Raw genomic sequence first — 23,980 nt, 5'->3', positions numbered from 1 at the left:
ACTTTATTCCTTTGCACTAGAATTGATTTAAAAAACGAACATCGTTTTCAAAGAATAATCTTAAGTCGTTCACGCTATATCTTAGCATCGCCAATCTTTCAACGCCCATTCCAAAAGCCAGTCCTGAAAATTCGTTTGGATCTATGTTAACTGCAGTTAGAACGTTTGGATGAACAACGCCGCAACCAAGAACTTCAAGCCACCCTGACTTCTTGCAAACGCGACACCCTTCTCCGCCGCAGATTACGCACTCAATATCTGCCTCAGCCGAAGGCTCTGTAAATGGAAAGTATGATGGACGAAATCGAACCTTAAGGTCATCTTTTTCGAAATAAGCTCTTAAAAAGTCAATCAATAAACCCTTGAGCTGAGAGAAAGAAGCCTCTTTGTCTACAATGAGGCCCTCTACTTGGTGAAACATAGGAGTATGGGTCACATCCGAGTCATTACGATACACTTTGCCCGGGACAATAACTCTAACGGGAGGCTGCTGCCTCTCTAGAGTTCTTATTTGAACGGGTGATGTGTGGGTCCTTAAAACGGTATTTGAATCAAAATAAAACGTGTCATGCATTGCCCTTGCAGGGTGATGCTCTGGAATATTTAGTGCACTAAAGTTATGAAAATCATCTTCAATTTCAGGGCCAATTTCTATTTCAAAGCCGGCCTTTGTGAAAATGTCTTGTATATGGTTTAGTGTTTGAGTAATCGGATGTAGGCTTCCTTTTTCAAAATTTCTTGCTGGAAGCGTGACATCAATTTTTTCATCAAGAAGTCGTTTCGTTAGAGCTATTTCTTCAAGCTCGCTCTTACGACTTTCTAAAAGCTTTTGAATTTGAACTTTGGCTTCATTGATTGCCTCACCCATGACTGGACGCTCTTCTTTAGAGAGCTTACCCAATCCTTTCAATAGGTCGGTTAGTGCACCTTTCTTACCCAGATAGAGTACTCTTGAATCGTCAAGAGCCTTTAAGTCCATAGCATCAGCTATAGCTTTCTTGGCGTCGGTGATAATCTTCTTAATCAAAATGCCTGCTTTGTTATTCGGTTTAAAAGACTGTAACCTAAGTTACAGCCTTTTAGTAAGATTTTACTACTCAGATAAACCAGTTTTTGCTTGATCTGCAATTTTTGCAAAGGCATCTTTATCAAAGATGGCAATATCAGAAAGAACTTTACGATCAATCTCAACACCAGCTTTATTAAGGCCATTGATAAATTGTGAGTAGCTTAAGCCATTATTCCTTGCCTCAGCGTTGATACGTACGATCCATAATCTACGGAACTGACGACGACGTTGACGACGGTCACGATAGGCATACTGTCCAGCTTTAATTACCGCCTGCTTAGCAACGCGATAGACTTTTGAACGAGCGCCATAGTAACCTTTGGCTTTCTTTAATATTTTTTTATGTTTGGCGTGCGCCTGCACACCTCTTGAAACTCTTGCCATAGTAATACTCCTAGTTTAGCTGTACGGTAACATTCTTTTGACCATTGGAACATCAGCCTTCTCAATGAAGTCTGGTGAACGCAATGAGCGTTTTCTAGAAGTACTCTTCTTGGTCAGAATATGCCTCAAGTGCGAGTGTTTACTTTTGTACTGACCGCTAGCGGTCTTTTTGAAGCGCTTTGCAGCACCTCTATTTGTCTTTAACTTCGGCATCATTTACTCCTTCACCCTTTTCGGGTTCAATTTTTCGGGCGACAGGCGCCTTACTTTTCTTCGATATGGGTGCTAGCATCATGCCAAGCTGGCGACCCTCCATTTTTGCACGCTGTTCTACAACGGCAAATTCTTCAGTATCCTTTTCAATTCTATCTAACATAAGCGCACCAATCTCTCTATGCTGCACTTCTCGTCCACGAAACCAAATAACGACCTTTACTTTGTCTCCGTTTCCTAAAAATTTTGTCAAGTTCCTAAACTTGATCTGATAATCTCCTTCCTCAGTTCCTGGACGATACTTAATCATCTTAACTTGAGTTTTTTTCTGTTTCTTCTTAGCGTCATTCTTTTGCTTCTTTAATTCATATTGAAACTTACCAAAGTCCATAACACGACAAACTGGTGGATCTGCACTTGGTGAAACTTCAACTAAGTCTAAACCTACGCTTACTGCTAATTCAAGAGCTTCTACGTTACTAAGGACTCCCATTTGTTCACCCTTATCATTGATGACTCTGAGTGTTGGTGAAACAATTTTTTCGTTAATCCTTGTCGTTACCTTATTTGGTCTTTTAATAATTACTCCTGATTTATTAATTCAATCAACGCCTCTAAAGACATTGAACCAAGATCCTCTCCACCCCTTCGGCGAACAGACACCTGGTTATTTTCTACTTCTCGATCGCCAACAACTAAAATATAAGGATAGCGTTGCATCGAGTGCTCGCGTATTTTAAAGCCTATCTTCTCATTACGCAAGTCTGAAATGACTCTAAGTCCTTGTTTTTTTAGATTCTTCTCTACATTTTTACTAAATTCTTCTTGTTTTTCAGAAATATTAAGAATAACAGCTTGAATTGGCGAAAGCCATGATGGAAATGCACCTTCGTAATGTTCAATTAACATTCCTGTAAATCGCTCAATTGAGCCAACAATTACTCTATGAAGCATAACGGGTACTTGTTTAGTACCATCTTCAGCAATATACTGAGCATCAAGCCTACCTGGCATGGAAAAGTCAGCCTGTATTGTGCCGCACTGCCATTCACGATCTAAGCAGTCTTTCAAAACAAATTCTACTTTAGGGCCATAAAAGGCGCCTTCACCCTCTTGAAGTTCCCAATTTATTCCTTTTGCATCTAATGCTTCAGACAATGATGCTTCTGCTTTATCCCAATCCTCGTCAGAGCCGACTCGCTTTTCGGGTCTGGTTGAGAGTTTAATATCAATGTTTTCAAAACCAAACTGTTTATAAACTTTAAACGTAAGATCAATAAATTTAGAGACTTCGTCTTGTATCTGATCGATTGTGCAAAAAATATGAGCATCATCCTGAACAAAATTTCGAACCCTCATAAGTCCGTGAAGTGTTCCAGAAGGCTCATTGCGATGACACGACCCAAACTCAGCTAAGCGCAACGGTAGATCACGATATGACTTAAGACCTTGCTTATAAATCTGGACATGGCCAGGACAGTTCATTGGCTTAATCGCGTAGTCACGATTCTCTGAGTGCGTTGTAAACATTGCATCACCAAACTTATCCCAGTGGCCTGACTTTTCCCACATTGATCTATCCATCACCTCAGGTGTGTGAACCTCAAGATAATCATTGTCTTTGAAAACTTGGCTCATATACTGGACAATTATTTGATACAGAGTCCATCCCTTAGGGTGCCAAAAAACCATACCTGGGGACTCCTCCTGAGTATGAAAAAGATCTTGAGTCTTACCAATCTTCCTGTGGTCTCTTTTTTCAGCCTCTTTCAAACGATGCAGATGAGTTTCTAGGTCATCCTTATTTTCCCAAGCCGTTCCGTAAACTCTTTGAAGCATTTCATTGTTCGAGTCACCACGCCAATAAGCGCCAGCGAGCTTCATTAACTTGAACGCTTTAAGTTTACTGGTTGAGGGTACATGAGGGCCGCGACAAAGGTCTACAAAGTCACCCTGCTTGTATAGCGATAAAGCCTCATTAGAAGGAATCGATTCAATAATCTCTGCTTTATAAAGTTCACCCTTTGACTTGAAAAATTTAACCGCCTCTTCACGGCTCATTTCCATTCTCTCAATCGGTAGGTTTTGCTTAACAATCGCGTTCATCTTTTTTTCAATCTTTGCAAGGTCTTGCTCTGAAAAACCATCTTTATAAGCAAAGTCATAATAGAACCCATTATCAATGACAGGGCCAATAGTTACCTGGGCCTTTGGATAGAGCTGCTGAGTGGCTTGCGCTAATAGGTGGGCAGTAGAATGACGAATAACTTCAAGCGCCCTCTCGTCTTTATTAGTAATAATTGCAAGCGCTGCATCGCTCTCAATAAGGAAAGACATGTCAACCATTTGGCCATCAATTTCACCAGCAATAGCAGCCTTAGCGAGACCAGAGCCTATTGAAGATGCAACCTGAGCAACGGTAAGCGCTTGCTCGTAAGATTTGACTGTGCCGTCAGGCAGAGTTACGTTTGGCATACTACAATATTAAAAACAAAAAAATCAATTTTACCTTGATAGCGCCGTTGTCTAAGTCAAAATTAAGACTTTAAATAACTTTTGAAAGCTTACTTTAAAGGTATATTAACACGCTATGAAAATTGCTCGCAAATCTCCCGAATTACTGATCCTCATTATGACCATTGGTGCAGGAATAAGTTGGGCTGTCTGGCTCAACCTGCTTAATAACTTTGCCATAGAAAAAATCGACTTCAATGGTGCAGAGATGGGGATATTGCAAAGTCTAAGAGAGGTCCCAGGGTTTCTAGCCTTTACTGTCATTTTTGTTTTAGCCTTTGTCAGAGAGCAAAAACTAGCCTATATCTCTATAGCTTTAATGGGTTTTGGAGTTATGGTAACGGGTCTGGTTGAAATAAATATGACCTTTTATTTAGCAACGATTGTCATGTCAATTGGCTTTCATTACTTTGAGACAATCTCTAGCTCACTGACCCTTCAATGGATTGACAAAGATAAGACCGCGGAGTTTTTAGGCAGGGTCATTGCTACGCGCTCAGCTGCCTCAATTGCGGGATTTGCTTTAGTTTGGATTATGTTTGAACAGTTCAATATTGATTATTTTTGGCTTTATATCGTTGGTGGAAGTTTTGCAGTAATTGGAGCTCTTTTCTGTTGGCAGCACTTTCCTTTCTTTCCACAAAAGGTAACCCAAACCAAAAAAATTGTTTTGAGGAAGAGGTATTGGCTTTACTATGCCCTTCAATTTATGGGAGGCGCAAGAAGGCAAATTTTTGTCGTTTTTGCAGCCTTTCTAATGGTCGAGAAATTTGAATTTAGTGTTGGTGAAATATCATTACTATTATTGGCAAATGCAGCAATTAATGTAGTCTTGGCTCCAAAGATTGGAAGGCTGATTCATAAATTTGGTGAGCGAAATTCTCTAATTTTTGAGTATATTGGACTGGTTTTTATATTTATTGGATATGCAGTAGTTGAAAGTAGTACCTTTGCAGTATTTTTATACATTGCTGATCACTTATTCTTCTCTATCGCTATTGCCCTTAAGACCTATTTTCAAAAAATTGCTGACCCTGCAGATTTTGCATCAAGCGCAGGAGTGTCCTTTTCAATCAATCATATAGCGGCCGTTTTCATACCAGTTGTATTTGGCCTTATCTGGCTATATTCGCCATCCCTAGTTTTTCTTGCAGGCGCTGGAATGGCAATCTTATCACTACTTCTTGCTCTAAATATGCCGGCTAAACCAGCAGCTGGTAATGAAGTGTTATTAGGTAAATTTTCCTAATAACTTATTTTTTTATAAAATAATTTTGAACTATATAGTTCAAAATGATATACTTTTATAGTAGTTTTTTAAAATTTTACGGAGAGAAAAATGACTTTATCTTTAGTATTTAGAATTCAAGCTGTAATAATGGGAATATTTGGTGCAGCTGCTTTATTGGCTCCTGCTTCAATGATGGGAGGCTTTAATGTTGAGGCTACTGCTGGGGCAGTTGATATAATGCGAGGCATGTCATTAATGGTGATTGCGGTTGCATATATAAGCTGGCAGATGCCAACTTGGGCTGGTGATAATCTTAAAAATGTGGGTAAATTTTTTGCCGTATGGCATTTAATATACGCACTTGTAAGTGGCTACCAAATTAGTGTTGGTGCATTTCCTTCAGATGCAGTAAATCTTATTGCTAATTTAGGGCCAGATGTAATTCTGGGAGCTCTATTCTTCTGGAAATCTCGCTGATACTAAAAGTCGTTTAGATCAAAAAAGGTCCTAATCTTAGGACCTTTTTTTATAGCTATTTTTTAGTTTAATTTGCCATATAATAAATTAGTGAAAAAAATACTCCTAACAATATGCTTTGTCTTTATTCTAAATGCCCAAGCTGATAGTAATGAATCGTTAATGCTTGACGATCAGTTAAACATCTCACGAAATACTTGGGTTGAAAGTGTTATTACAAAAATAAACACATACTGGCGTTACTCAGGCGCAAGAAGTGATTGGTCTTGTTACGTTTTTATCACTCAAGATAGAAATGGAAACGTCAATACTGTAGATGTTGATAACTGTGGAGATTCGATAATGAATATAGATGCCAATCCAAAACTAAACTCATTTAAAAACTCAATTGAAAAAGCTGTTTATAACGCGTCTCCACTTCCTTTAGCACTTTCTGAGGATGCATTTAGTGAACAAATCATATTTGAATTTAGAGTTGATGCTGTTGAAATAATGTAATAAAGTTATTTAAGATTGACTAAAAAATTCTTCTCTTAAAATTTTTAACCTTAGTTAATATTGAGCTATAATTTCAGTATAAAAAACTACTCTTACTTTTTAATTCTATCTTGCTTCTCTTATAAGGATTCTAGTACTTAGTGAAAATTAAATGAACGAACACTTTAGAATTGCCCAAAAACTTGGACTCATGTTTCGGCCAGAAGAAACATTGCCTACAGACATTAAAAGATGGGCAATTAAACAGCTCCAATTCCCCTCCCCCTCCCTTGGTATTGGTAATGTTGGATCTGACATTAAGCCCTGGCCAAAAATATTCCAACCGAGCCTAGATGAGAAAGCAGTAAAACTAAGAATCCACTGGGAAACAACCAAAAGAGAAAGAAAGAAAGAAGGTGGCTTCACCGAAGCTGCTCAACGAGCAAATGATAGGGATAACTTAATGTATAAAAAAGACATTCTTAGATTCTCACATCGCAATGTCTATGGCTCTGACCAGCTTCGCCTTCGTCTTATGACGTTCTGGGCAAACCACTTTACAATAGGTAGTTTTGATTCTAGGGAAGTAATTGGGCATGCAATGGAGGAGGCAATATTAGCAAATTTTAATGACTCGTTTTCAACCATGCTATACAAGGTCACCACGCATCCAGGAATGTTGAGCTACCTGGATAACCATATTAGTGCCGGACCCAATTCAAATCAAGTTAGGTGGGCCAAAGCAAACGGAGAGCAGGCTGGTCTCAATGACAACCTTGGAAGAGAGCTACTAGAACTTCACACCGTTTCACCAAGCGCAAACTATACAGAGACCGATATTAGAAATGCAGCGAAGGTTCTAGCTGGTTGGGGCATTGACATTAAAGGTAATCCTTTAAGTTCTTTAATGGAGCAAGGTGGTACAACTAACCTTTGGGATATGTATAAAAGGAACTGGGCCGAGCCAGGCAATAAGATGGTCCTTGGAAAAACGATAGGTACAGGAAAAGGCGGCCTCAAACAGTTGACAGATTTCCTGGCCGCTCATGAGCATACGGTAATGCATCTCTCAACAAAGTTAGCCGAGCATTTTGTTAGCGATGTTCCCAATAAAAAGGATGTCAATTACATTGCAAGCGCCTGGAGACAGAGCAATGGCAACCTAGACCAAATCCATACAGCGGTTATAGAAAGAGCTTTTGCATCAAAGGAGCCAAAATTTCAGTTGCCGATGACTTGGCTTTTTCAAGTCTTAAGGCTGAGCAATGCCACATACTTTATGGGCTGGAATGAGATTAATACTTCAAATAATAGCTTGAAGTTTAATATGCAGCCTATGCAAATATTTGATGAGCTAGGACAAAATTTATGGGCAGAAAGACAGCCCAATGGTTACTCAAGTAAAAAAGAGGAATGGATGTCTGGCGAAATGTTTGAGCGGCGAATTAGGTTTGCTGACTCTATTTGGACTTCGGATAGCCAAATACAATCAACGAGTGTCATTATGGATCGAATTGGAGCAAGTAAAGAGACACGGAAGCTAGTTGAGAGTCTTCATGGAATGTCTTCAAGGTCTAAAAAGAATCAATTTATTGCACTAATGTGTAGCCCTGAACTCATGGGACTTGAAAATGCCTAACTATAAATTAACAAGAAGAGATTTTTTAAAGGCCTCTGGAGCGTCTCTGTTCTTAGCAGGTATTCCACTTCAAGGATTTACTCAAGACAAGCCACCCGGGAAAATCTCGATCATTATTCTTGAAGGTGGGATGGACGGTTTAAGTGCTGTTCCTGCCTTTGGTGACCCAAATTTTGAAAAGGTGAGAGGTATACTTGTCCCTGAAAATTATTTAAAACTGAATTCATTTTTTGGCCTACACCCCTCTCTCAAAAATCTTTCCTCCTTGATGGCATCCAATAACGCCTCAATTGTTCATGCAACCTCTTTCCCGTATAAAAAAAGATCGCACTTTGAAGGTCAGAATTTAATTCAAGGAGGCGGCTTGACTCCGTTTTCTGAAAAGACAGGCTGGCTTGGACGATCTTTGGAGCTTGCAAAGATTCCAGGTAGAGCCCTTTCACTAGAAATGCCGCTGATACTTAGAGGATATGGTGAAAACGATAATTTTTTTCCAGCAAAAATTAATAATTCTAGCAAAATAAATATTAATTTAGTTGAAAAACTGACTGCGGCGCATGGAAAGCTGGGAAGTGATGTATTTGAAAAAGTTAAGCAAAAAAGTTTACTAACTTTAGAAAATATGCCAAGAGATCCTCAAAGTTTAGCGGAGTATGCGGGCAAGGCTATGGCAAAAAAAGATGGACCTACAGCCTCAGTTATTAGGTTGAGTGGATTTGACTCGCACGCTTCTCAAGATGACGGGAACGGTAATGACCATGGGATTGATTTAGCAAAAATTGACGGGGTTATTGCCGCTTACAAAAGAGGACTCGGAGGCGCATGGGATAATAGCATTATTCTTACTATCACTGAGTTTGGAAGGACGGTTGCTGTCAACGGTACAAGGGGAACAGATCATGGGTACGGCTCTGCTGGAATAATTGCAGGTGGTGCAATCTCTAAATCAAGAGTTATATGTGACTGGCCGGGTCTTGCAAAAAATGAGCAGTATGAGCAGAGGGATTTAATGTCAACAATTGATTACCGATCGGTGTGTGCTGCCTGCATTGAAAAATCTTTAGGGCTGGATCACGACCTCATTGCAAGCAAGGTATTCTTTGAACCAAAACTGCCAAGAGTTTTTGACTATCTCTTTTCGTGATTCTCAAAGAGATTTAAAGAGTCTTATATTCATTTAACTAAATGACAATAATCAAAATCCTTACTAGTTTTCTAATACTCAGCTGTATTATTGGTAATGTCAATGCTGGGTATCTTGATGACTGGCCAGATGAGGCATTGTGTGGATGGCTTGACAGTGCTTCTCCACCTGAACATATTATTGAGGAAGCCAATAAAAGAGGTATCAGCTGTCCAGGAGAAGTTGCATCAAAACATTTAATTGAAAATGTGCAGTCGAGTTCAACTCCTAGCATTGAAATTTATGACATTATATTTAGTGATGAGATTTTGCAAGAGCTTCTGGAAATATCTCCAGAAGAGAAGGCTTCAGACTTTACTAGAAACTTTAAAAATTATCGCTTAGCCTTTATTCAAGATGAAATAATTTGTGGCTTTAATCTTAAGCGAGTTGTCTATGAGAGTAAAGCCGAAGGAGAGATTGAAAGTTGGGATATGGCCTATGGCTCAATAACTTTTAGGGGGCTACTTACTGACTTCAAAGGCACCTGGTCAAAGAGTATGGGAGGACTCTCAAGTGATTCCAGATATTTTAACGATGAAATCAATATAAAGCTTACAAAAGACGGTCATCTTATAGGAAAGATGGCTTACTTTACTCACACCATCGGTAGCGATGAAGCTCCTAGAAGGCCTTTGTTTATAGAGCTTAGAAAGCACCCAAAAACAAAGCCATTAAATTATAAAAATATTAATCTTGATAATTCTGCTGAATTCTGGATTGATGTTGAAGATTGGGCTGGGGGCATCATGTATGTCTTTAACTGTAAAGACAATGAAGAGCTTCAAATAAATAAGTCCGCCAAAGAAAAAGCTGAAAAACTATATAAAGATTCTCTGGCCAAAAATAAAATGGAGCTAAAACTTATTGGTAAGATATATGAATCAAAAGTTGCAGGGCCAGATATAGTCTTTTCAATCAACTATTTAGATGGAGTCTTTGAAGCAAAGTCTACTCCCAAGGACTCTAAAAAACTTCATGATGATGAACTTCACAAAGCGCACATAAATGGAACAATCAACACTAGTTCATTAGATCAAAGTATTGGGCTTAAAACACTCGTATCAATGCGTGAAAATGATAATCAATTAACCCTAGTGGTTAGCGTAGCTGAAGATGAGGATGTGCAAATGGATCCATTAAAAGAATTTGCAAAGCCTGCCATTGAATATTGCGGCAAACTTCCAGGTTTTTGGTGGGACAAATTATCCTTTGTCGTCTCGACTACTGATATTGAAATCGCTAAAACACAAAAATGTTACTTTGATTTTTTTAACAACATAACCAACTCAGAAGCCAAAAATTTATATAGAGCAATCCTTTCTGCCTCTTCAAGTATTACCTCTTACCTTAAATCAAATGTTGATCGATAGCTAAATAGACAGCATATCTGTTCATTAATATCTACTATCCCTCGGATATTTATTCAGACTTTGAACGCTATGGGGGGAATTTGTGGTTGTGAATTTTTAGCCATTAATTGGCGATTGACTCAATCATAAGCTGAAGGGATTCGTTGCCTCTAAATGAATTAACATTTAACTTATAAGCAACCTTAACTTGCTTCGTTTCAAGCTTGCCTTGAAAAAAAGCAATACCCTCAAAAATCGAACTAGCGCCTACAAGTTTTAGAGAACACTTGAGATGTTTTTCACCAACAATTTTTTGATCTATAAGCTCAAAGTCGCCATAAAAAATTGGTTCTTCAAATCCTTGACCCCATGGAGAAGCGCTACGAAGAAGCTCTGCGTTCTTAAGCGTTATCTCAGAAGCCTCAAGCTCGCCATCGGTCATCAGCTCAATAATTGGTTTCTTACCCTCGAGATGTTTTTTAATCGCCTCTGAAAAGGCCTCACTAAAGCTTTCAAAGTTCTCTGATGAGAGTGCCAAACCGGCGGCCATCGCGTGTCCCCCAAACTTATCAATCAGTCCTGGATTATCGCGATCAACTAGATCCAGTAAATCTTTAATGTGTACGTCAGGTATTGAGCGGATTGAGCCCTTTAGTACGCTACCTGATTTTGCAAATACGGCGCACGGGCACTGATACGTTTCCTTGAGCTTCCCCGCAACGATACCGACAATTCCCTCATGCCAAGTCTCGTCATAAAGAACGATTGCAAACTGACTCTCATCGATGGTCTGGCCCTCAACAATGGCTAGCGCCTCATCCTGCATTCGGGTCTGCTCCTCACGCCTTTTAATATTAAACTCTTCAAGCGTTTGGGCATACCTTCTGGCATCATTCATATCCTCAGATAAGAGGCATCGGATTCCCTGTGATATGTCACTTAAGCGACCTGCTGCATTAATTCGGGGAGCTACTGTAAATCCAAGGTCTGAAGCCTGCAAGGTTTCAATAGGACGCTTGGTCAGCTCAAGTATCGCTAGAATGCCTTTTGAGCAGTGTTTTTGGCGAATGCGCTTAATTCCCTCGTTCACTAGAATTCGATTGTTTTGATCGAGTTTCACAACGTCTGCAACGGTTCCAAGAGCAACAAGATCAAGAAGTTCACGAAGGTCTGGAATTTGGATGTTGTGCGCTTCAAAATAACCCTTAGCAACCAGGTGAGTCTTAAGCGCTGAAAACAAATAAAAACAAACGCCAACGCCCGCTAAGTTTTTAGAAGGGAAGTCGCAGCCCCTTAAATTCGGGTTAATGATTGAGTTGGCTTCAGGAAGAACTTTAGGCGGCAGGTGGTGATCGGTAATGATGACATCAATAGCAAGTGACCTTGCGAGCGCCGCGCCCTCATTACTGGATATGCCGTTGTCAACAGTAATAATTAGATTTGGGCCTTTGTCCGTCTTTGCCTCCTGAACAATCTCCGGGCTTAAACCGTATCCATGCTTAAAGCGGTTCGGAACTAAAAAGTCAACATGCTTTGCTCCCATTAAGCGCAGAGCCTTAATTGCTACAGCACTTGCTGTTGCGCCGTCGGCATCAAAGTCTCCAACGATGAGAATACGGCGGTCTTCAAGAATGCATTTCTCAAGAAGGTCGAGCGCAATGTTTAACTGATCAAAGCTCGGCTTAAGGAGTCCTGGAAGCGCCATTGAAAGCTGTGACTCAGAGACAGACCTAGCTGCATAGACCCTCTTCAGAATTAGAGGTATGTCGTCAGAGTACGACTCAAACAGTTCGTTATCAAGCTCTCTAGTCAGCACTTCTTACAAGTCTTACAAAAGTATCGATTGTTTTATCTCGAGCTGTTGAGCCGCCAAAAAAGAAGGGGATCTCATAAGCAAGCGATGGATTATCTTTTAACGAGGTTGAAGTCCAGTAAGTATCTATTTGAGTGTTTGGGAAAAAATCAGTATTTATGAGCGCATCGCTATCGCCATAATAATCAACGATCGAGTTTAATTCACTTCTGGTTGGCAGGCGCCAATCAGAAAAGCTACAAAGCTCACGCTTATTAATATCCTCGATAAAAGATTTTGTATTGCAGTTTTTACCCCAATAACAATTCTTAGTAAATGTTCCGCTATCTCTTCCACTCTGTCCATCAAACCAAGTGTAGGAATTAAGTGCGTATTGCAATCCCTCGTCTGCACTTTTAACTTCCCAGACTAGGGAGTTTTTATCATCCAGCACGCATGACCACTCTGAGCTGTCAGACTTTAAGGTTTCTCCTTCATCAGACATCTTCTGAAGTTCTGCACTTACAGAAATGCTGGTGAGCAAAAGTAATGAAAGTAGGAGGCCTGTCTTCATGAAAAAGTAGTTTGCATAAAACGTAAGTTAATATTCTACCAGTTAAGATCATTACCCAAAGATAATCCCCCTAAGCAGGTGATTTCCTCTCAAATAAAAGAAGTATAACGCCCAGGAAAATAAAGCTATCCGCTAGATTAAAGACCGGCCAGTAGAAGCCATTCACGTGCACATCAATAAAGTCAATAACAAAGCCGAACTGGGCTCTGTCGATTAGGTTTCCAACGGCTCCAGATAGCAAAAGAAACTGACCAAATAATTTTTGCAGGTGAGAGCTTGAAGTTCTTTGAATCCAAAAAATGACCCAAATAGAAACTAAAACAGATACCGACAGCAGAAAGGTTTTTTGGATAATTCCGCCATCAGCCATAATACTAAAAGCGGCGCCTGTATTTTGAAGATACGTCCAGCTAAGATATGAGTTAACGGCAACTGACTGCCCTAAATCATAAGAAGACATAAAAATTTGTTTTGAAATCTGATCAAGCGATACTAATACTAGGAATAAGAGGTAGTAAAGTTTGTGCTTCATTAGTAATAACATAAAAAAAAATAGATTTATTAAAAAGTTTACTTTAAATCTTGACCAGCAATGGCTAAGTAAACATCACCACTGTAATCAATGTGTTTATAATTTATCAGTAATTGTATTATAAATATTGCGGAGATTTTATGGGGTTTTTAACGGGTAAAAAAGCACTAATCATTGGCGTTGCATCTAATCGCTCAATTGCATGGGGTATTGCTGAATCTATGGCGGCAAATGGCTGTGAAGTTGCCTTTACCTATCAAACTGACAAACTCAAAAGTCGCGTCGAAAAATGCGCTGAGATCTGTAACTCCTCAATTGTCATTCCCTGTGATGTCTCTAGTGATGAACAAATTAATGAGACCTTTGCTGAACTGAAGAAGTCTTGGGCTAATTTTGACATCATCGTTCACTCAGTTGCGTTTGCAGATAGAGCAGAGCTAGATGGTAATTATGTTGAAGTGACAACGCGTGAAGGCTTCCTTAAGGCTCATGAAATCTCATCATACAGCTTTACGGCTATTGCAAAAGCCGCCCTCCCAATGCTTAATGAAAATGGCGCGTTATTAACACTTAGCTATTTAGGTGCTCTTAGGGCAATTCCAAACTATAACGTCATGGGCGTTGCAAAGGCATCACTTGAAGCTAACGTTAGGTACATGGCTGCGGCCTTGGGTGGTGAGAAAGGCATTCGGGTTAATGCAGTATCTGCTGGCGCGATAAAAACGCTTGCTGCAAGCGGCATTAAGGGTTTTGGTAAGCTGCTTGATCACGCGGCTGAAAGCTCTGCCCTTAAAAGAAATGTAAGTATTCAAGAGGTTGGAAATGCTGCTGCATTTTTATGTTCAGACCTTGCATCTGGAATCACAGGTGAAGTCACCTATGTTGATGCAGGTTACAACTTTTACGAAAAAGGGCCTGACCTTTAAAGGATCAAGCTTTAATTGATAGAGATAATTTAAAGAAGATCAGAAAATATTCTTATCTCAGCGCTCTCTCTTAGCTGCTCAATCAAAGATGCAAACATTTCACTGTTTTCTTGACTAAGGTAAAGCTCTGCAACGCCGCTATCTGCAACTTCTTCTGGAAGTCTAACACCACTTACATCAATAACTAAAGAAGTTAAATTATTAACATTTCGAGCACTATAAGTGTGCTCTGAATCAATAGGTTTAGGTATTGAAAAAGCGAAACTTGTTACGTTAAAAGGCAGCTCTGTAGCTCTTGAAATCCAGCCCTCGTTATTCCACTCTAGCCCATTATCAGTTAATAACTTATTAGTCATCAACTCGTCACCACTCACTAGCGCAGTGGCAATTGAAAGTGATAAATTTTCAATCAATATTTTTGCAGCAATGTTATTTAAAATCAATGCAACTTGATCCTCAACCTCATCTAATTCTTTTTCGCGCTCAGGCTGCAAAGATGAAAGAGCAAGAACGACAAACTTTTCAGCGCTAAGCTCAATTACCTCTGAATTCTCGCCCTCATCAATAACCGCCTCACTAAACGCAGCAGATACAAACGCATCATCGTAAGCCTGACTGCCATTTGCAAAGTAGTCACTTGTTTGAAGTTTTAGGCCAAACTGATCAGCAACCATATCAAGAGACTCTTCATAAGCTAGGCTTGTAAATTCTTCCAATAAATCAAACAACATTTTTTTACTAACATTGTTCTTATTTAAAGCTACTAACTGCTCGGTAACAGCGTCAAAAGACTGGACTGTTTCGGCCTCAATATCAGTAAGTTTAATGATATGGAAAAAACCATAATCCGTAGCGACAACCTCACTGACATCTCCTATATTCATAGAAAATGCAGCCTCATCAAACTCAGCGCCTATTAGGCCTTTCTCATTAAATCCAAGATCACCGCCCTTTTCATTAGAAGAGGTGTCTACTGAATTAGCAGCTGCAAGTTCATCAAAATTAGCGCCCTGAGTGATTTGCTCTAGTAAATCATTCGCAAGATCCTCACTCTCAACAAGTATATGTTGGGTGCGCCTTCTTTCTGGATTCGTATAAAGCTCAGCATTATCATCGTAAAGACTTTGGAGTGTTTCCTCGTCTGGTATTGCAGGCTCCTCCATGTCTCCTAATGAAAGCTCCACAAAATCAACTTTGACTTTTTTGCCTTCAATAAAGTTTGATCGATTTTCGTTGAAATAGTCTGAAATTTCACTTTTTGAAACAGAAACCTGACTCTCAAAATCTGAAGTATTAAGGGCAATATATGAAACCTCTCTCTCCTGAGATGCAAGATTATCAAGCTGCTTAATTTGAGTTGTTGAAATAAACGCAGAGCCGCTCAGATTACGCTTAATTTGGTCACGCGTTAGCGCCTTTGATTGAGCAATTTCATAGCCAGCTGGTGAATAACTATTTAGTCTTAAAAGCTGACTATAACGGTCTTCAGAAAACTTACCATCAACAATAAATGCTTGGTTCATCTCAATAACAGAGCGAACCTCATCATCTAGAGTCACAATACCTAAAGAATTCGCAAAATTCTCAATGAGTTTTTCGTTAATCATTGAATCAAGAAGTGACTGCTTGATCGCATTATCAATCTCTTGCGAATACGCAGCGCCCAGTTGCTGCTGTAGGTTTCTTTGCTGTGTATTTAATTCTTGATAATAAACATTTACGTCAATATCTTCACCGTCAACTGTTGCAATCGACGAATTCGCAGAGCTACTTACATAGTCCTGTATGCCAAATAACGCAAATGGAACTGTTATAAGACCTACTATGAGATACGCGACCCAACCTTTAGATTTGTTTCTTATTGCACTTAACATAATTATTTTATCTACCAATAGTGTTGAGACATAACGCCATCAAACATTTAAACTTTAACTCAAAAAAACAAATTGAGCTCCCTTTAAAGAGTTAATAGTTAACCCTTAATTATTAATTTACTAGCTAGGAGGAACTTACAATATTACCCATCTCTCTAAACTTGTTCAGATGCATTATACAAGGCTAGGCTCTTTATCTATAAAAGATTTAATCCTTTATCAATTTCAGTATTTTTGAGCTAAAGTATCTAAAAGATCATTAATATCCTTGACCTCAGAATTCCACGCAGTTACAAACCGAACCGCTTTACCATCAAGCTCCTCTTCATTAATATCGTAACCAGCACTATTTAAATAATCTATAACATCACGGGGAAGATGAACAAAAACCTCATTGGACTGAGTTGGATATGCCAGCTTAATATTTGCAAATGAATCCAAACCCTCACTCAGAATTTTTGCCATAGCATTGGCGTGGCGAGCATTTCTAAGCCATACGTCATCGGTTAAGTAAGCCTCAAGCTGTGAAGAGATAAAACGCATCTTTGAAAGCAGCTGACCTGACCTCTTATGAAGAAATGGAAAATTACCAACCATCTCAGGTTTAAAAAATACAACCGCTTCAGCAGCGAGGCAGCCATTTTTTGTGCCGCCTAACGTAAGAACATCCACTCCAGATTTCCAGGTCATCTCTGCAGGACTTACGTCAAGAGAGACCAGAGCATTGGCAAATCGAGCGCCGTCCATATGCACGCTCATTTTATTGTCATGGGCTATTTTAGAAATAGCTTTTATTTCATCCAGCTGATATACAGTACCCGTTTCACAGGACATAGTAACGCTAACCACAGAAGGCTGCGTAACGTGGACATTGCCAGACCCTCTTATGGTTTCGGCTAAATCACTGGCATCAATTCTTCCATTACTACTGCGCATAGGAATTAACTTAGCGCCGCCCGTAAAAAGCTCAGGCGCGCCGCACTCATCCGTATTAATATGAGATAGCTCATGGCAATAAATTTTTCCGAAGACTGGTGCAAGAGCAGAGAGCGCTAAGGCATTTGAGGCTGTTCCAGTCACCGCAAGAAAAACCTCTACCTCAGTTTCAAAAATCTCTGACAATCTATTTTTTAATGCGAGAGACCATTCATCATCACCATAAGATCCAGCAATTCCTGAATTAGCAGCTATGACGGCGTCCATGACCTCAGGGCAAGCGCTCGTTACGTTATCGGATGCAAATAATGCATTCATTCAAAACTCCTTAAAGTGTAATTCATAAAAATGTTTTTTATTACTTGAGATGAATAAGTCCTAGACAGGCACTGCAACGATACCAAGAAAGTCTCCATTAACAACATGTCCTGGAAAATGACGGCCCGTATATATGCCATCAATTCCAGCAAAATACTCAACAGGCTCTGTTCCTGTTCGCTCTATATTATGGACTTTAGCGACAAGCTGACCTTTCTTTACTTTATCACCAAGATCAACGCAGTGCTCAACCAGTCCCGTTGTTTCACTAAAAACATAACAGCGCTCATCAGGCATATCTAAATTCAGCGTTTCATCAACTTCCATCTCGCCTTTAGTAATGCCGGCATGACGAAGAATATTTCGAATTCCTTTTTTAGCAATACCGACAGTATAGGCAGAGGTCGTTCCGCCTCCAGCCAGCTCGGTACTAATAAAAACTTTACCCATATTTTCAGCTGCGGTGTCGTACATATTAACCGCATCTATCTCTAAAAGCATTACTGAGTGTGGGGCATTAAAGGCTTTCATAGCTGCGATGCATTTAGACTGCTGCTCTTTGTCCTCCAATACATGAGCACAACAAAAAGGCAGAAAATCAAGCGTCTTTCCCCCAGAATGAAAATCTAGAACAAAATCAGCAAGCGGAAGAAGGTTGCGATTAAAGTAGTCCGCAATTTTCTCAGTAAAAGTACCCTCAGGATCTCCAGGAAAAACTCGGTTCATATTACCGCCATCAATTGGGGATGTCCTCTTGCCTGCTTGAAAAGCAGGATAGTTCATTCCAGGAACAATGATGACGCGCCCAGAAATATCTTCAGCTTTGATTTGACTCGCTAAATCAAACAGAGCTATTGGACCTTCGTATTCATCGCCATGATTTGCGCCAGTAAAAAGAATGGTTGGACCCTGGCCATTTTTTGCAACCGTTATAGGTATTACAATTGACCCCCAAGCAGAATCGTCATGAGAATGCGGAAGCTTTAGAAAGCCATGTTGAACCCCATCTTTTTCAAAGTCAACGGTTGAACTTATTGGACTATCTTTCATGTCTAATTAAGATGTAAAAAATAATATAGCGTCATTGTACTAGAGCGCTTTAATATTATCAATCTTGCGTGGCGGTTAGCCAGTGGACAAAAAAATCCACTGGCAAGTTTTTAAAACTCCTCTACTTAGTTACAAACTCTGGGTAAGCCTCTAAGCCGCACTCAGAAATATCAGCGCCCTCATCTTCATCTTCTTTACTAATACGAATTCCAATAATAGACTTAAGAACATACCAAAGAATTCCAGAGGAGATAAATACCCAGGCAAAAATGGTTAGTGCTCCAATCAACTGTCCAGAAAATGTCGCATCATTATTAGTAAGTGGAACTACTAATAGACCAAACAAACCAACAACTCCATGAACTGAAATTGCGCCAACTGGATCATCAATTCTGAGTTTTCTATCAAACCAGACAATTGACAAGACGACTATTACTCCACCACCAGCTCCAATGAATGTTGCCACTAAAACACTCGGCGTATCTGGACCAGCAGTAATTGCTACAAGCCCTGCCAAGGCTCCATTTAGTGTCATTGTTAAGTCTGCTTTTCCAAACCACAATTTCGCAAAAAGAAGCGCTGCAATTACTCCGCCAGCTGCTGCTGCATTAGTATTAACAAATACCATTGCAACTGCATCTGCACTCTCTTTACTCGCCATTGCTAATACCGAGCCACCATTAAAGCCAAACCAACCCATCCATAAAATAAATGTTCCAAGAGTTGCTAAAGGTAGGTTTGCACCTAAAATTGGCATTGATTTTCCATCTTTGTCATACTTACCTTTTCTCGCCCCAAGCAATAGAACGCCTGCAAGTGCTGCTGAAGCGCCTGCCATATGTACAATTCCAGAACCGGCAAAGTCGTAAAATCCAAAGTCACTTAATGAATATAGACCGAAAACGCTTGCTCCGCCCCATGTCCATGAACCTTCTAATGGATAGATGACTGTTGTAAAAATTACTGCAAAAGCAAAGAAAGCAAATAGCTTCATTCTCTCTGCCACTGCTCCAGAGACGATTGACATTGAGGTTGCAACAAACACTACTTGAAAGTAAAAATCTGCTGCGTTTGAGTAGGACTCACCTTGCCCGCTAATCCCTGATAAGAATGCATCACCGCCATACATTACGTCATAGCCATAAACCATGTACATCGTACATGCAATAGCAAATAAACCAATATTCTTAGTTAAGATCTCTGCTGTATTTTTACTCCTAACCAGGCCAGCCTCAAGCATTGAGAAACCCGCAGCCATCCACATGACTAGAGCACCCATGACTAAAAAATAAAAAGTATCCATAGCATACTGTAATTCTAATATTTGATTTTCCATAGCTACCTCCCCCTATACCGCTTCAGGACCAGTTTCGCCCGTACGGATACGGATGACCTGCTCTAGACTTGATACAAAAATTTTACCGTCGCCAATCTTTCCACCATTGATCTTGCATGCTTTAATGATGGTTTCAATGACCTGCTCGAGCTGCTCATCAGTGATGGCAATCTCTAGTTTTACTTTGGGTAAAAATTCAACCACAAACTCTGCCCCTCGATAGAGCTCTGTGTGCCCTTTTTGTCTACCAAAACCTTTAACTTCAGTTGCAGTAATTCCAGTTACTTCTATCTCAGAAAGAGCTTCTCTTACGTCACTTAATCGCTTTGGCTGAATAATCGCTGTTACCATTTTCATATTAATACTCCATATAATAAAATCAAAAAAGCCCACTTCCTTAAAAAAAGAAAGTGGGCTTCTATACCAGTTCAACTCAACTTTAAGCTGACGAAAAAAAACGCTTACCTAGGAATAAACCCAAATAAACGTCATTGTTCTTGCTTAACAACCAGCATTGGATGTTAATTACTAACTATTTTAACAGTTTCATTACGTGATATTCTTTTATATTTCAAAACCTGGAAAGCAATTTATTGTGTTGTTGCTTTTCTACTAACCTTTTGTTCTCGATGAAAAGTATAAATGCCTGTACTGACTATAATAACGGTTCCAACTAAAGTCGGTTGGTCAGGCCAATCGCCAAACATCAAAATACCCAACCCAATCGCTCCAAGCATAGAGGTATACCGAAAAGGAGAAACAAAGCCAATGTCGCCAATTCGCATAGCCATGACACTCAATAAAGTAGCGATCAAAATGGCAACAGCCGCACCAAGAATGAGCAACCATGACACTGCGCTAACAGTATCCCACTCTGAACCAATCATCATAATTCCAGCAAACAAGGCACTGCCAACAGCCGTTGATAAAACCACGGTGATGGTCGGGACTTCGCTTGTTAGTTTACGGGTGGCAATTTCTCTTACAGTAAGAAAAATAATCGCCATAAAAGCTGAAAGCGAATAAATATTAAAACCTTCCAGACCGGGCCGGACAACAATTAGAACGCCAACAAAGCCAACAAGTATGGCACTCCAGCGTCGCCACCCAACTGGTTCTGCAAGGAAAAGTGCGGCAGCCATTGTTATAGCAAGCGGTAAAGCCTGTAAAATTGCGGTGACATTGGCTAACGGCATATGCTTGAGGGCCGTCAGGAAGGTGATTGTTATAAAAATCTCAGCACCCACACGCACCAATATGAGACGCTTATCCTGTTTTGAAAGATTGCGTATCGCCACTTTGGTGATCCACACCATGATCAAAATTGGTGGAATAGTAATTATACTTCGTAGAAATACTGCCTGAAATAAAGCAATCTCAGAAAATAGAAGTTTCATAAAAGCATCATTGATAACATATGCAGATACACAGGCCGTCATCAGAGCAGCGCCTTTCATATTGCTGTTAAGGCGCATCAATAACTCCAAATACTAGCAAACTATCCCCAAGTCTTATATCTACAACTTGGAAATTTGCAAAATGGTCTGCAAAAACTGCAGGAGAATTAAGAAAGAATAGTGAGAGTAGAAGTAGGAGTGTTTTTTTCATAATTTATTGAAATAATTGTTTTAATGAGAGCTAATTATTTCAATAAATTTTGATCAAGTTCTTTTAAGTATTTTAAAAATACGCGGAGTTTTTCAGGCATCCACTCTCTACTTGCATAGACCGCATAAACCGAGACTGGCTCAATTTTCCAGTCTGAAAAAATCTCCACAAGTTCTTTATTTTTTACTGCGTTAGATGCGCTATTTTTTGGTAAAAAACAAATACCAATACCGGCAATAGCAGCCTCCTTAATAACCTGTCCATCGTTTACTTTAAACCGATTATTTTTATTGGGAATTGTGTGTGAAATACCATTCTTTGAAACTGTTATCTTAGGTCTTCCAGGCACATTAAGATCAAGCATATTTGCGTGATCAATTTGATCTAAATTATGAATTATTCCATTCTCTTTTATAAAGGATGGGGAGCAATAAAGTCCAATATCTCCAGTAAAAATTTTTATTGCAATTAAAGATGAGTCTTGTAAAGGTCCAATTGCCAATCTCAATGCTACATCAATGTTATCTTTATAAAAGTCAGTAGTTCGATTTTCAATAACCAATTCAACACTAATCTTTGAGTGTGTATCCATAAATGGTTTTATTGCTGACTCGATTAATGTTTGAGAAAAAGTATTTGTAGCTGAAATTCGAAGAGTACCTGACACCTCAACCCCCAAAGACGATGAAAATCTATCAGCCTCCTCTGCTATTTCAACTACCTGCTTACAATATTCATAGTATTTTGCACCAGACTCAGTCAGTGTAATCGTTCGAGTGCTTCTATTTAATAACCGAACACCCAGATGGCTTTCTAACTGTGAGAGTTTTGTGCTGATAGTGGATTTATCCATACCTAGATGATGCGCAGCTTTAGTGAAGCTTTTATGCTCCACTATTCTTGCAAAAATTAGTAGTTTATTTAAATCCATAGCCTATTTTATTGTTTACATATAAAAACATTGTTTTAATATTTTACTATATTGTTTATTTATTAGAAACAATAAATAATAAGTAAATAAAGAATTGACACGATTAGATGCTATTTATGCGCGCAGGCATCTTCTTTAATTAGTCCGCCAGAACTGATAATCACAATCTGGTTTTTATAACATTAAAGGAAAAAATGATGGATAACGTTAAAAAAGAAAATGGTACGTGTGGATGCGGTAGATCACCAACTGGAGATTGTGTTGGTTGGCATGAGCTAACGCCAGAGCAATATGAGGCAAAAACTGATGCTGATAAAGAGGCGATGTTTGGTGACTCAAAGTAAGTAAATATAGTGTAGCCCTCTTTTGAGGGCTATTAATAAAAAATTAGGGGATATATGAAAGTAATATCAAACTTTGAAGTGACTAAAGGTTATGAGGTCTGGAAGAAAGCATTCGAATCTAATGAGGCTACGAGACAAAAAAATAACGTTAAAGTTTTAGCCTACGGTCATGAAAAGGGCAATGAAAGTAATGTATATACAGTTGTCGAAATGAATTCAATCGAGGATAAGCAATTAAAAGAGCCTAATATGATTGAAAGTAGAAAGAATGCTGGCGTTAATCACGCTTCGTTAAAAATCACATCACTGGTTGAATAAAGGCACTAATCAAAAATAACACGGCTCTCTTTTTAGAGAGTTTTTTCTATAAATCATAGGAGTAAATTATGAATAAATTAAATAAATATTTAATACCGCTTGTAAAAATTCTTTTGTCGCTGGCCTTTTTAAGTGCAGGCGCGTTTAAAATTATGGGCGATGCGCAAATGGTTGGTATGTATGAGATGATCGGGTGGGGTCAATGGTTCAGGTATGTAACAGGTTTAATCGAAGTTACTGCAGTTGTATTGATATGGCTTCCAAACAAACAAGTTTTTGGAGCGGCACTTCTTGTATGCACCATGATTGGAGGTTTTATTACTCACATTGTGTTAAGCATGCCTGGAGCATTTGCACCTGTCATACTTGGGGTTTTAGCTGCCTATATTCTTTATTTTTATAGAGATCAGTTAGGCGATTCTGCAAAGAGTTAATTAGTTTTTTTATTAGCCTTCCTTATTTATTAAGGAAGGTTATTGCTACCTAAATCAGCACAAACCAAATTATCACCACTAAAGCCTAGACCTTTTAGATGGGTTATTTATTCGCCCATTCACAAAGATTTGTAAGTACTGGAATACCCGACTTTCCATAAGAGGTTAATGAGTACTCTACTTTTGGAGGGATAACCTCATAAACCTTACGATTAACAAGATTGTCTTCTGCCATCTCCTTCAATTGCTTAGAAAGCATTTGCTGAGTAATGCCCCCAATTGATCTTTGAAGTTCACCAAAACGCATTTTTTTTTGTGATAAATGCCATAGAATACAAAGCTTCCATTTGCCACCAATTAACTTGATAGCAACGGTTGTAGGAGATTCATTATTTATATTTTTACTCATATTAGTATGATTTTATATAGTAGTATTAAAAATATGTGTACTTGTATATTTGTAATATA

General features: G+C 39.1%; 27 protein-coding genes. 10 read left to right on the top strand and 17 right to left on the bottom strand.

Annotation, left to right across the window (positions count from 1 at the left end; genetic code table 11):
- Positions 1 to 16: 16 nt before the first annotated feature.
- The 5 genes from ABXT44_RS03180 to thrS all read right to left on the bottom strand — a co-directional run bounded on the left by ABXT44_RS03180 (position 17) and on the right by thrS (position 4,141).
- On the bottom strand, positions 17 to 979 hold the full coding sequence (locus ABXT44_RS03180) for a phenylalanine--tRNA ligase subunit alpha (protein ID WP_416653521.1): 963 nt from the start codon (positions 977 to 979) through the stop codon (positions 17 to 19).
- A 114-nt stretch (positions 980 to 1,093) separates the two neighbouring features.
- Positions 1,094 to 1,453: a 50S ribosomal protein L20 gene (gene rplT, locus ABXT44_RS03175; RefSeq protein WP_271541909.1), complete on the bottom strand. Its 360-nt coding sequence runs from the start codon at positions 1,451 to 1,453 to the stop codon at positions 1,094 to 1,096.
- Between the two features lie 15 nt (positions 1,454 to 1,468).
- Positions 1,469 to 1,666, bottom strand: a complete 198-nt coding sequence (gene rpmI / locus ABXT44_RS03170; protein WP_271541908.1) for a 50S ribosomal protein L35 — start codon at positions 1,664 to 1,666, stop codon at positions 1,469 to 1,471.
- Positions 1,644 to 2,249: a translation initiation factor IF-3 gene (gene infC, locus ABXT44_RS03165; protein ID WP_416688412.1), complete on the bottom strand. Its 606-nt coding sequence runs from the start codon at positions 2,247 to 2,249 to the stop codon at positions 1,644 to 1,646. The genes rpmI and infC overlap by 23 nt, the downstream gene beginning before the upstream one ends.
- Positions 2,249 to 4,141 (bottom strand): threonine--tRNA ligase, encoded by a 1,893-nt coding sequence (thrS, locus tag ABXT44_RS03160; protein ID WP_416688059.1) that lies wholly within the window; start codon positions 4,139 to 4,141, stop codon positions 2,249 to 2,251. The genes infC and thrS overlap by 1 nt, the downstream gene beginning before the upstream one ends.
- Positions 4,142 to 4,256: 115 nt before the next feature.
- Here thrS and ABXT44_RS03155 point away from each other — a divergent pair, with 115 nt between their 5' ends.
- The 6 genes from ABXT44_RS03155 (at position 4,257) to ABXT44_RS03130 (ending at position 10,560) form a co-directional block, all read left to right on the top strand.
- Positions 4,257 to 5,429 (top strand): MFS transporter, encoded by a 1,173-nt coding sequence (locus ABXT44_RS03155; protein ID WP_416688057.1) that lies wholly within the window; start codon positions 4,257 to 4,259, stop codon positions 5,427 to 5,429.
- A 90-nt stretch (positions 5,430 to 5,519) separates the two neighbouring features.
- A complete protein-coding gene (locus ABXT44_RS03150; RefSeq protein WP_416688055.1) occupies positions 5,520 to 5,888 on the top strand; it encodes a hypothetical protein in 369 nt (122 codons plus the stop codon).
- 90 nt (positions 5,889 to 5,978) lie between these two features.
- Positions 5,979 to 6,386, top strand: coding sequence for a hypothetical protein (locus ABXT44_RS03145; protein WP_416688054.1), 408 nt, complete (start codon positions 5,979 to 5,981; stop codon positions 6,384 to 6,386).
- 151 nt (positions 6,387 to 6,537) lie between these two features.
- Positions 6,538 to 8,004, top strand: coding sequence for a DUF1800 family protein (locus tag ABXT44_RS03140; protein ID WP_416688053.1), 1,467 nt, complete (start codon positions 6,538 to 6,540; stop codon positions 8,002 to 8,004).
- Positions 7,997 to 9,148: a DUF1501 domain-containing protein gene (locus ABXT44_RS03135; protein WP_416688051.1), complete on the top strand. Its 1,152-nt coding sequence runs from the start codon at positions 7,997 to 7,999 to the stop codon at positions 9,146 to 9,148. Before ABXT44_RS03140 ends, ABXT44_RS03135 begins: the two co-directional genes overlap by 8 nt.
- 41 nt (positions 9,149 to 9,189) lie before the next feature.
- Positions 9,190 to 10,560 carry a hypothetical protein gene (locus ABXT44_RS03130; RefSeq protein WP_416688049.1) on the top strand — a complete coding sequence of 457 codons (1,371 nt, stop codon included), beginning with the start codon at positions 9,190 to 9,192 and terminating at the stop codon, positions 10,558 to 10,560.
- 103 nt (positions 10,561 to 10,663) lie between these two features.
- Here ABXT44_RS03130 and recJ read toward each other — a convergent pair whose 3' ends face one another.
- From recJ to lspA, 3 genes are all read right to left on the bottom strand, one after another.
- Complete coding sequence (gene recJ, locus ABXT44_RS03125; protein WP_416688047.1) at positions 10,664 to 12,355, bottom strand: single-stranded-DNA-specific exonuclease RecJ; 1,692 nt, start codon at positions 12,353 to 12,355, stop codon at positions 10,664 to 10,666.
- On the bottom strand, positions 12,345 to 12,905 hold the full coding sequence (locus tag ABXT44_RS03120) for a DUF1566 domain-containing protein (protein ID WP_416688045.1): 561 nt from the start codon (positions 12,903 to 12,905) through the stop codon (positions 12,345 to 12,347). Before ABXT44_RS03120 ends, recJ begins: the two co-directional genes overlap by 11 nt.
- A gap of 70 nt (positions 12,906 to 12,975) precedes the next feature.
- Positions 12,976 to 13,437, bottom strand: coding sequence for a signal peptidase II (gene lspA, locus ABXT44_RS03115; protein WP_416688043.1), 462 nt, complete (start codon positions 13,435 to 13,437; stop codon positions 12,976 to 12,978).
- 140 nt (positions 13,438 to 13,577) lie between these two features.
- Between lspA and ABXT44_RS03110 the strand changes: the two genes are divergently transcribed.
- A complete protein-coding gene (locus tag ABXT44_RS03110) occupies positions 13,578 to 14,363 on the top strand; it encodes an enoyl-ACP reductase FabI (RefSeq protein ID WP_416688041.1) in 786 nt (261 codons plus the stop codon).
- A 29-nt stretch (positions 14,364 to 14,392) separates the two neighbouring features.
- On the opposite strand, the gene ABXT44_RS03105 is transcribed toward ABXT44_RS03110, so the two are convergent.
- From ABXT44_RS03105 to ABXT44_RS03070, 8 genes are all read right to left on the bottom strand, one after another.
- Positions 14,393 to 16,237 (bottom strand): SurA N-terminal domain-containing protein, encoded by a 1,845-nt coding sequence (locus ABXT44_RS03105; RefSeq protein WP_416688039.1) that lies wholly within the window; start codon positions 16,235 to 16,237, stop codon positions 14,393 to 14,395.
- A gap of 225 nt (positions 16,238 to 16,462) precedes the next feature.
- Positions 16,463 to 17,491 carry a threonine aldolase family protein gene (locus ABXT44_RS03100; protein ID WP_416688037.1) on the bottom strand — a complete coding sequence of 343 codons (1,029 nt, stop codon included), beginning with the start codon at positions 17,489 to 17,491 and terminating at the stop codon, positions 16,463 to 16,465.
- A gap of 60 nt (positions 17,492 to 17,551) precedes the next feature.
- A complete protein-coding gene (doeB, locus tag ABXT44_RS03095; protein ID WP_416688035.1) occupies positions 17,552 to 18,541 on the bottom strand; it encodes a N(2)-acetyl-L-2,4-diaminobutanoate deacetylase DoeB in 990 nt (329 codons plus the stop codon).
- Positions 18,542 to 18,662: 121 nt separating this feature from the next.
- Positions 18,663 to 19,877 (bottom strand): ammonium transporter, encoded by a 1,215-nt coding sequence (locus ABXT44_RS03090; RefSeq protein WP_416688033.1) that lies wholly within the window; start codon positions 19,875 to 19,877, stop codon positions 18,663 to 18,665.
- Positions 19,878 to 19,889: 12 nt separating this feature from the next.
- Positions 19,890 to 20,234 (bottom strand): P-II family nitrogen regulator, encoded by a 345-nt coding sequence (locus tag ABXT44_RS03085; protein ID WP_416653118.1) that lies wholly within the window; start codon positions 20,232 to 20,234, stop codon positions 19,890 to 19,892.
- A 233-nt stretch (positions 20,235 to 20,467) separates the two neighbouring features.
- Positions 20,468 to 21,352 (bottom strand): DMT family transporter, encoded by an 885-nt coding sequence (locus ABXT44_RS03080; protein WP_416688032.1) that lies wholly within the window; start codon positions 21,350 to 21,352, stop codon positions 20,468 to 20,470.
- On the bottom strand, positions 21,342 to 21,485 hold the full coding sequence (locus ABXT44_RS03075; protein WP_416688030.1) for a hypothetical protein: 144 nt from the start codon (positions 21,483 to 21,485) through the stop codon (positions 21,342 to 21,344). Before ABXT44_RS03075 ends, ABXT44_RS03080 begins: the two co-directional genes overlap by 11 nt.
- 34 nt (positions 21,486 to 21,519) lie before the next feature.
- Positions 21,520 to 22,416, bottom strand: a complete 897-nt coding sequence (locus ABXT44_RS03070; RefSeq protein WP_416688029.1) for a LysR family transcriptional regulator — start codon at positions 22,414 to 22,416, stop codon at positions 21,520 to 21,522.
- A 194-nt stretch (positions 22,417 to 22,610) separates the two neighbouring features.
- Here ABXT44_RS03070 and ABXT44_RS03065 point away from each other — a divergent pair, with 194 nt between their 5' ends.
- The 3 genes from ABXT44_RS03065 (at position 22,611) to ABXT44_RS03055 (ending at position 23,512) form a co-directional block, all read left to right on the top strand.
- Complete coding sequence (locus ABXT44_RS03065) at positions 22,611 to 22,760, top strand: hypothetical protein (protein ID WP_416688499.1); 150 nt, start codon at positions 22,611 to 22,613, stop codon at positions 22,758 to 22,760.
- A 54-nt stretch (positions 22,761 to 22,814) separates the two neighbouring features.
- Complete coding sequence (locus ABXT44_RS03060; RefSeq protein WP_416688027.1) at positions 22,815 to 23,078, top strand: hypothetical protein; 264 nt, start codon at positions 22,815 to 22,817, stop codon at positions 23,076 to 23,078.
- A 68-nt stretch (positions 23,079 to 23,146) separates the two neighbouring features.
- Positions 23,147 to 23,512, top strand: coding sequence for a DoxX family protein (locus ABXT44_RS03055; protein ID WP_416688026.1), 366 nt, complete (start codon positions 23,147 to 23,149; stop codon positions 23,510 to 23,512).
- A gap of 103 nt (positions 23,513 to 23,615) precedes the next feature.
- Here ABXT44_RS03055 and ABXT44_RS03050 read toward each other — a convergent pair whose 3' ends face one another.
- On the bottom strand, positions 23,616 to 23,921 hold the full coding sequence (locus ABXT44_RS03050; RefSeq protein ID WP_271541207.1) for a winged helix-turn-helix transcriptional regulator: 306 nt from the start codon (positions 23,919 to 23,921) through the stop codon (positions 23,616 to 23,618).
- Between the last annotated feature and the right edge of the window lie 59 nt (positions 23,922 to 23,980).

The sequence above is a fragment of the Candidatus Pseudothioglobus sp. Uisw_041 genome (genome assembly GCF_048087625.1).
GTDB lineage: Bacteria > Pseudomonadota > Gammaproteobacteria > PS1 > Pseudothioglobaceae > Pseudothioglobus.
The sequence above is the reverse complement of the archived record's forward strand: the minus strand, read 5'-3'. Positions and strand labels throughout refer to the sequence as shown.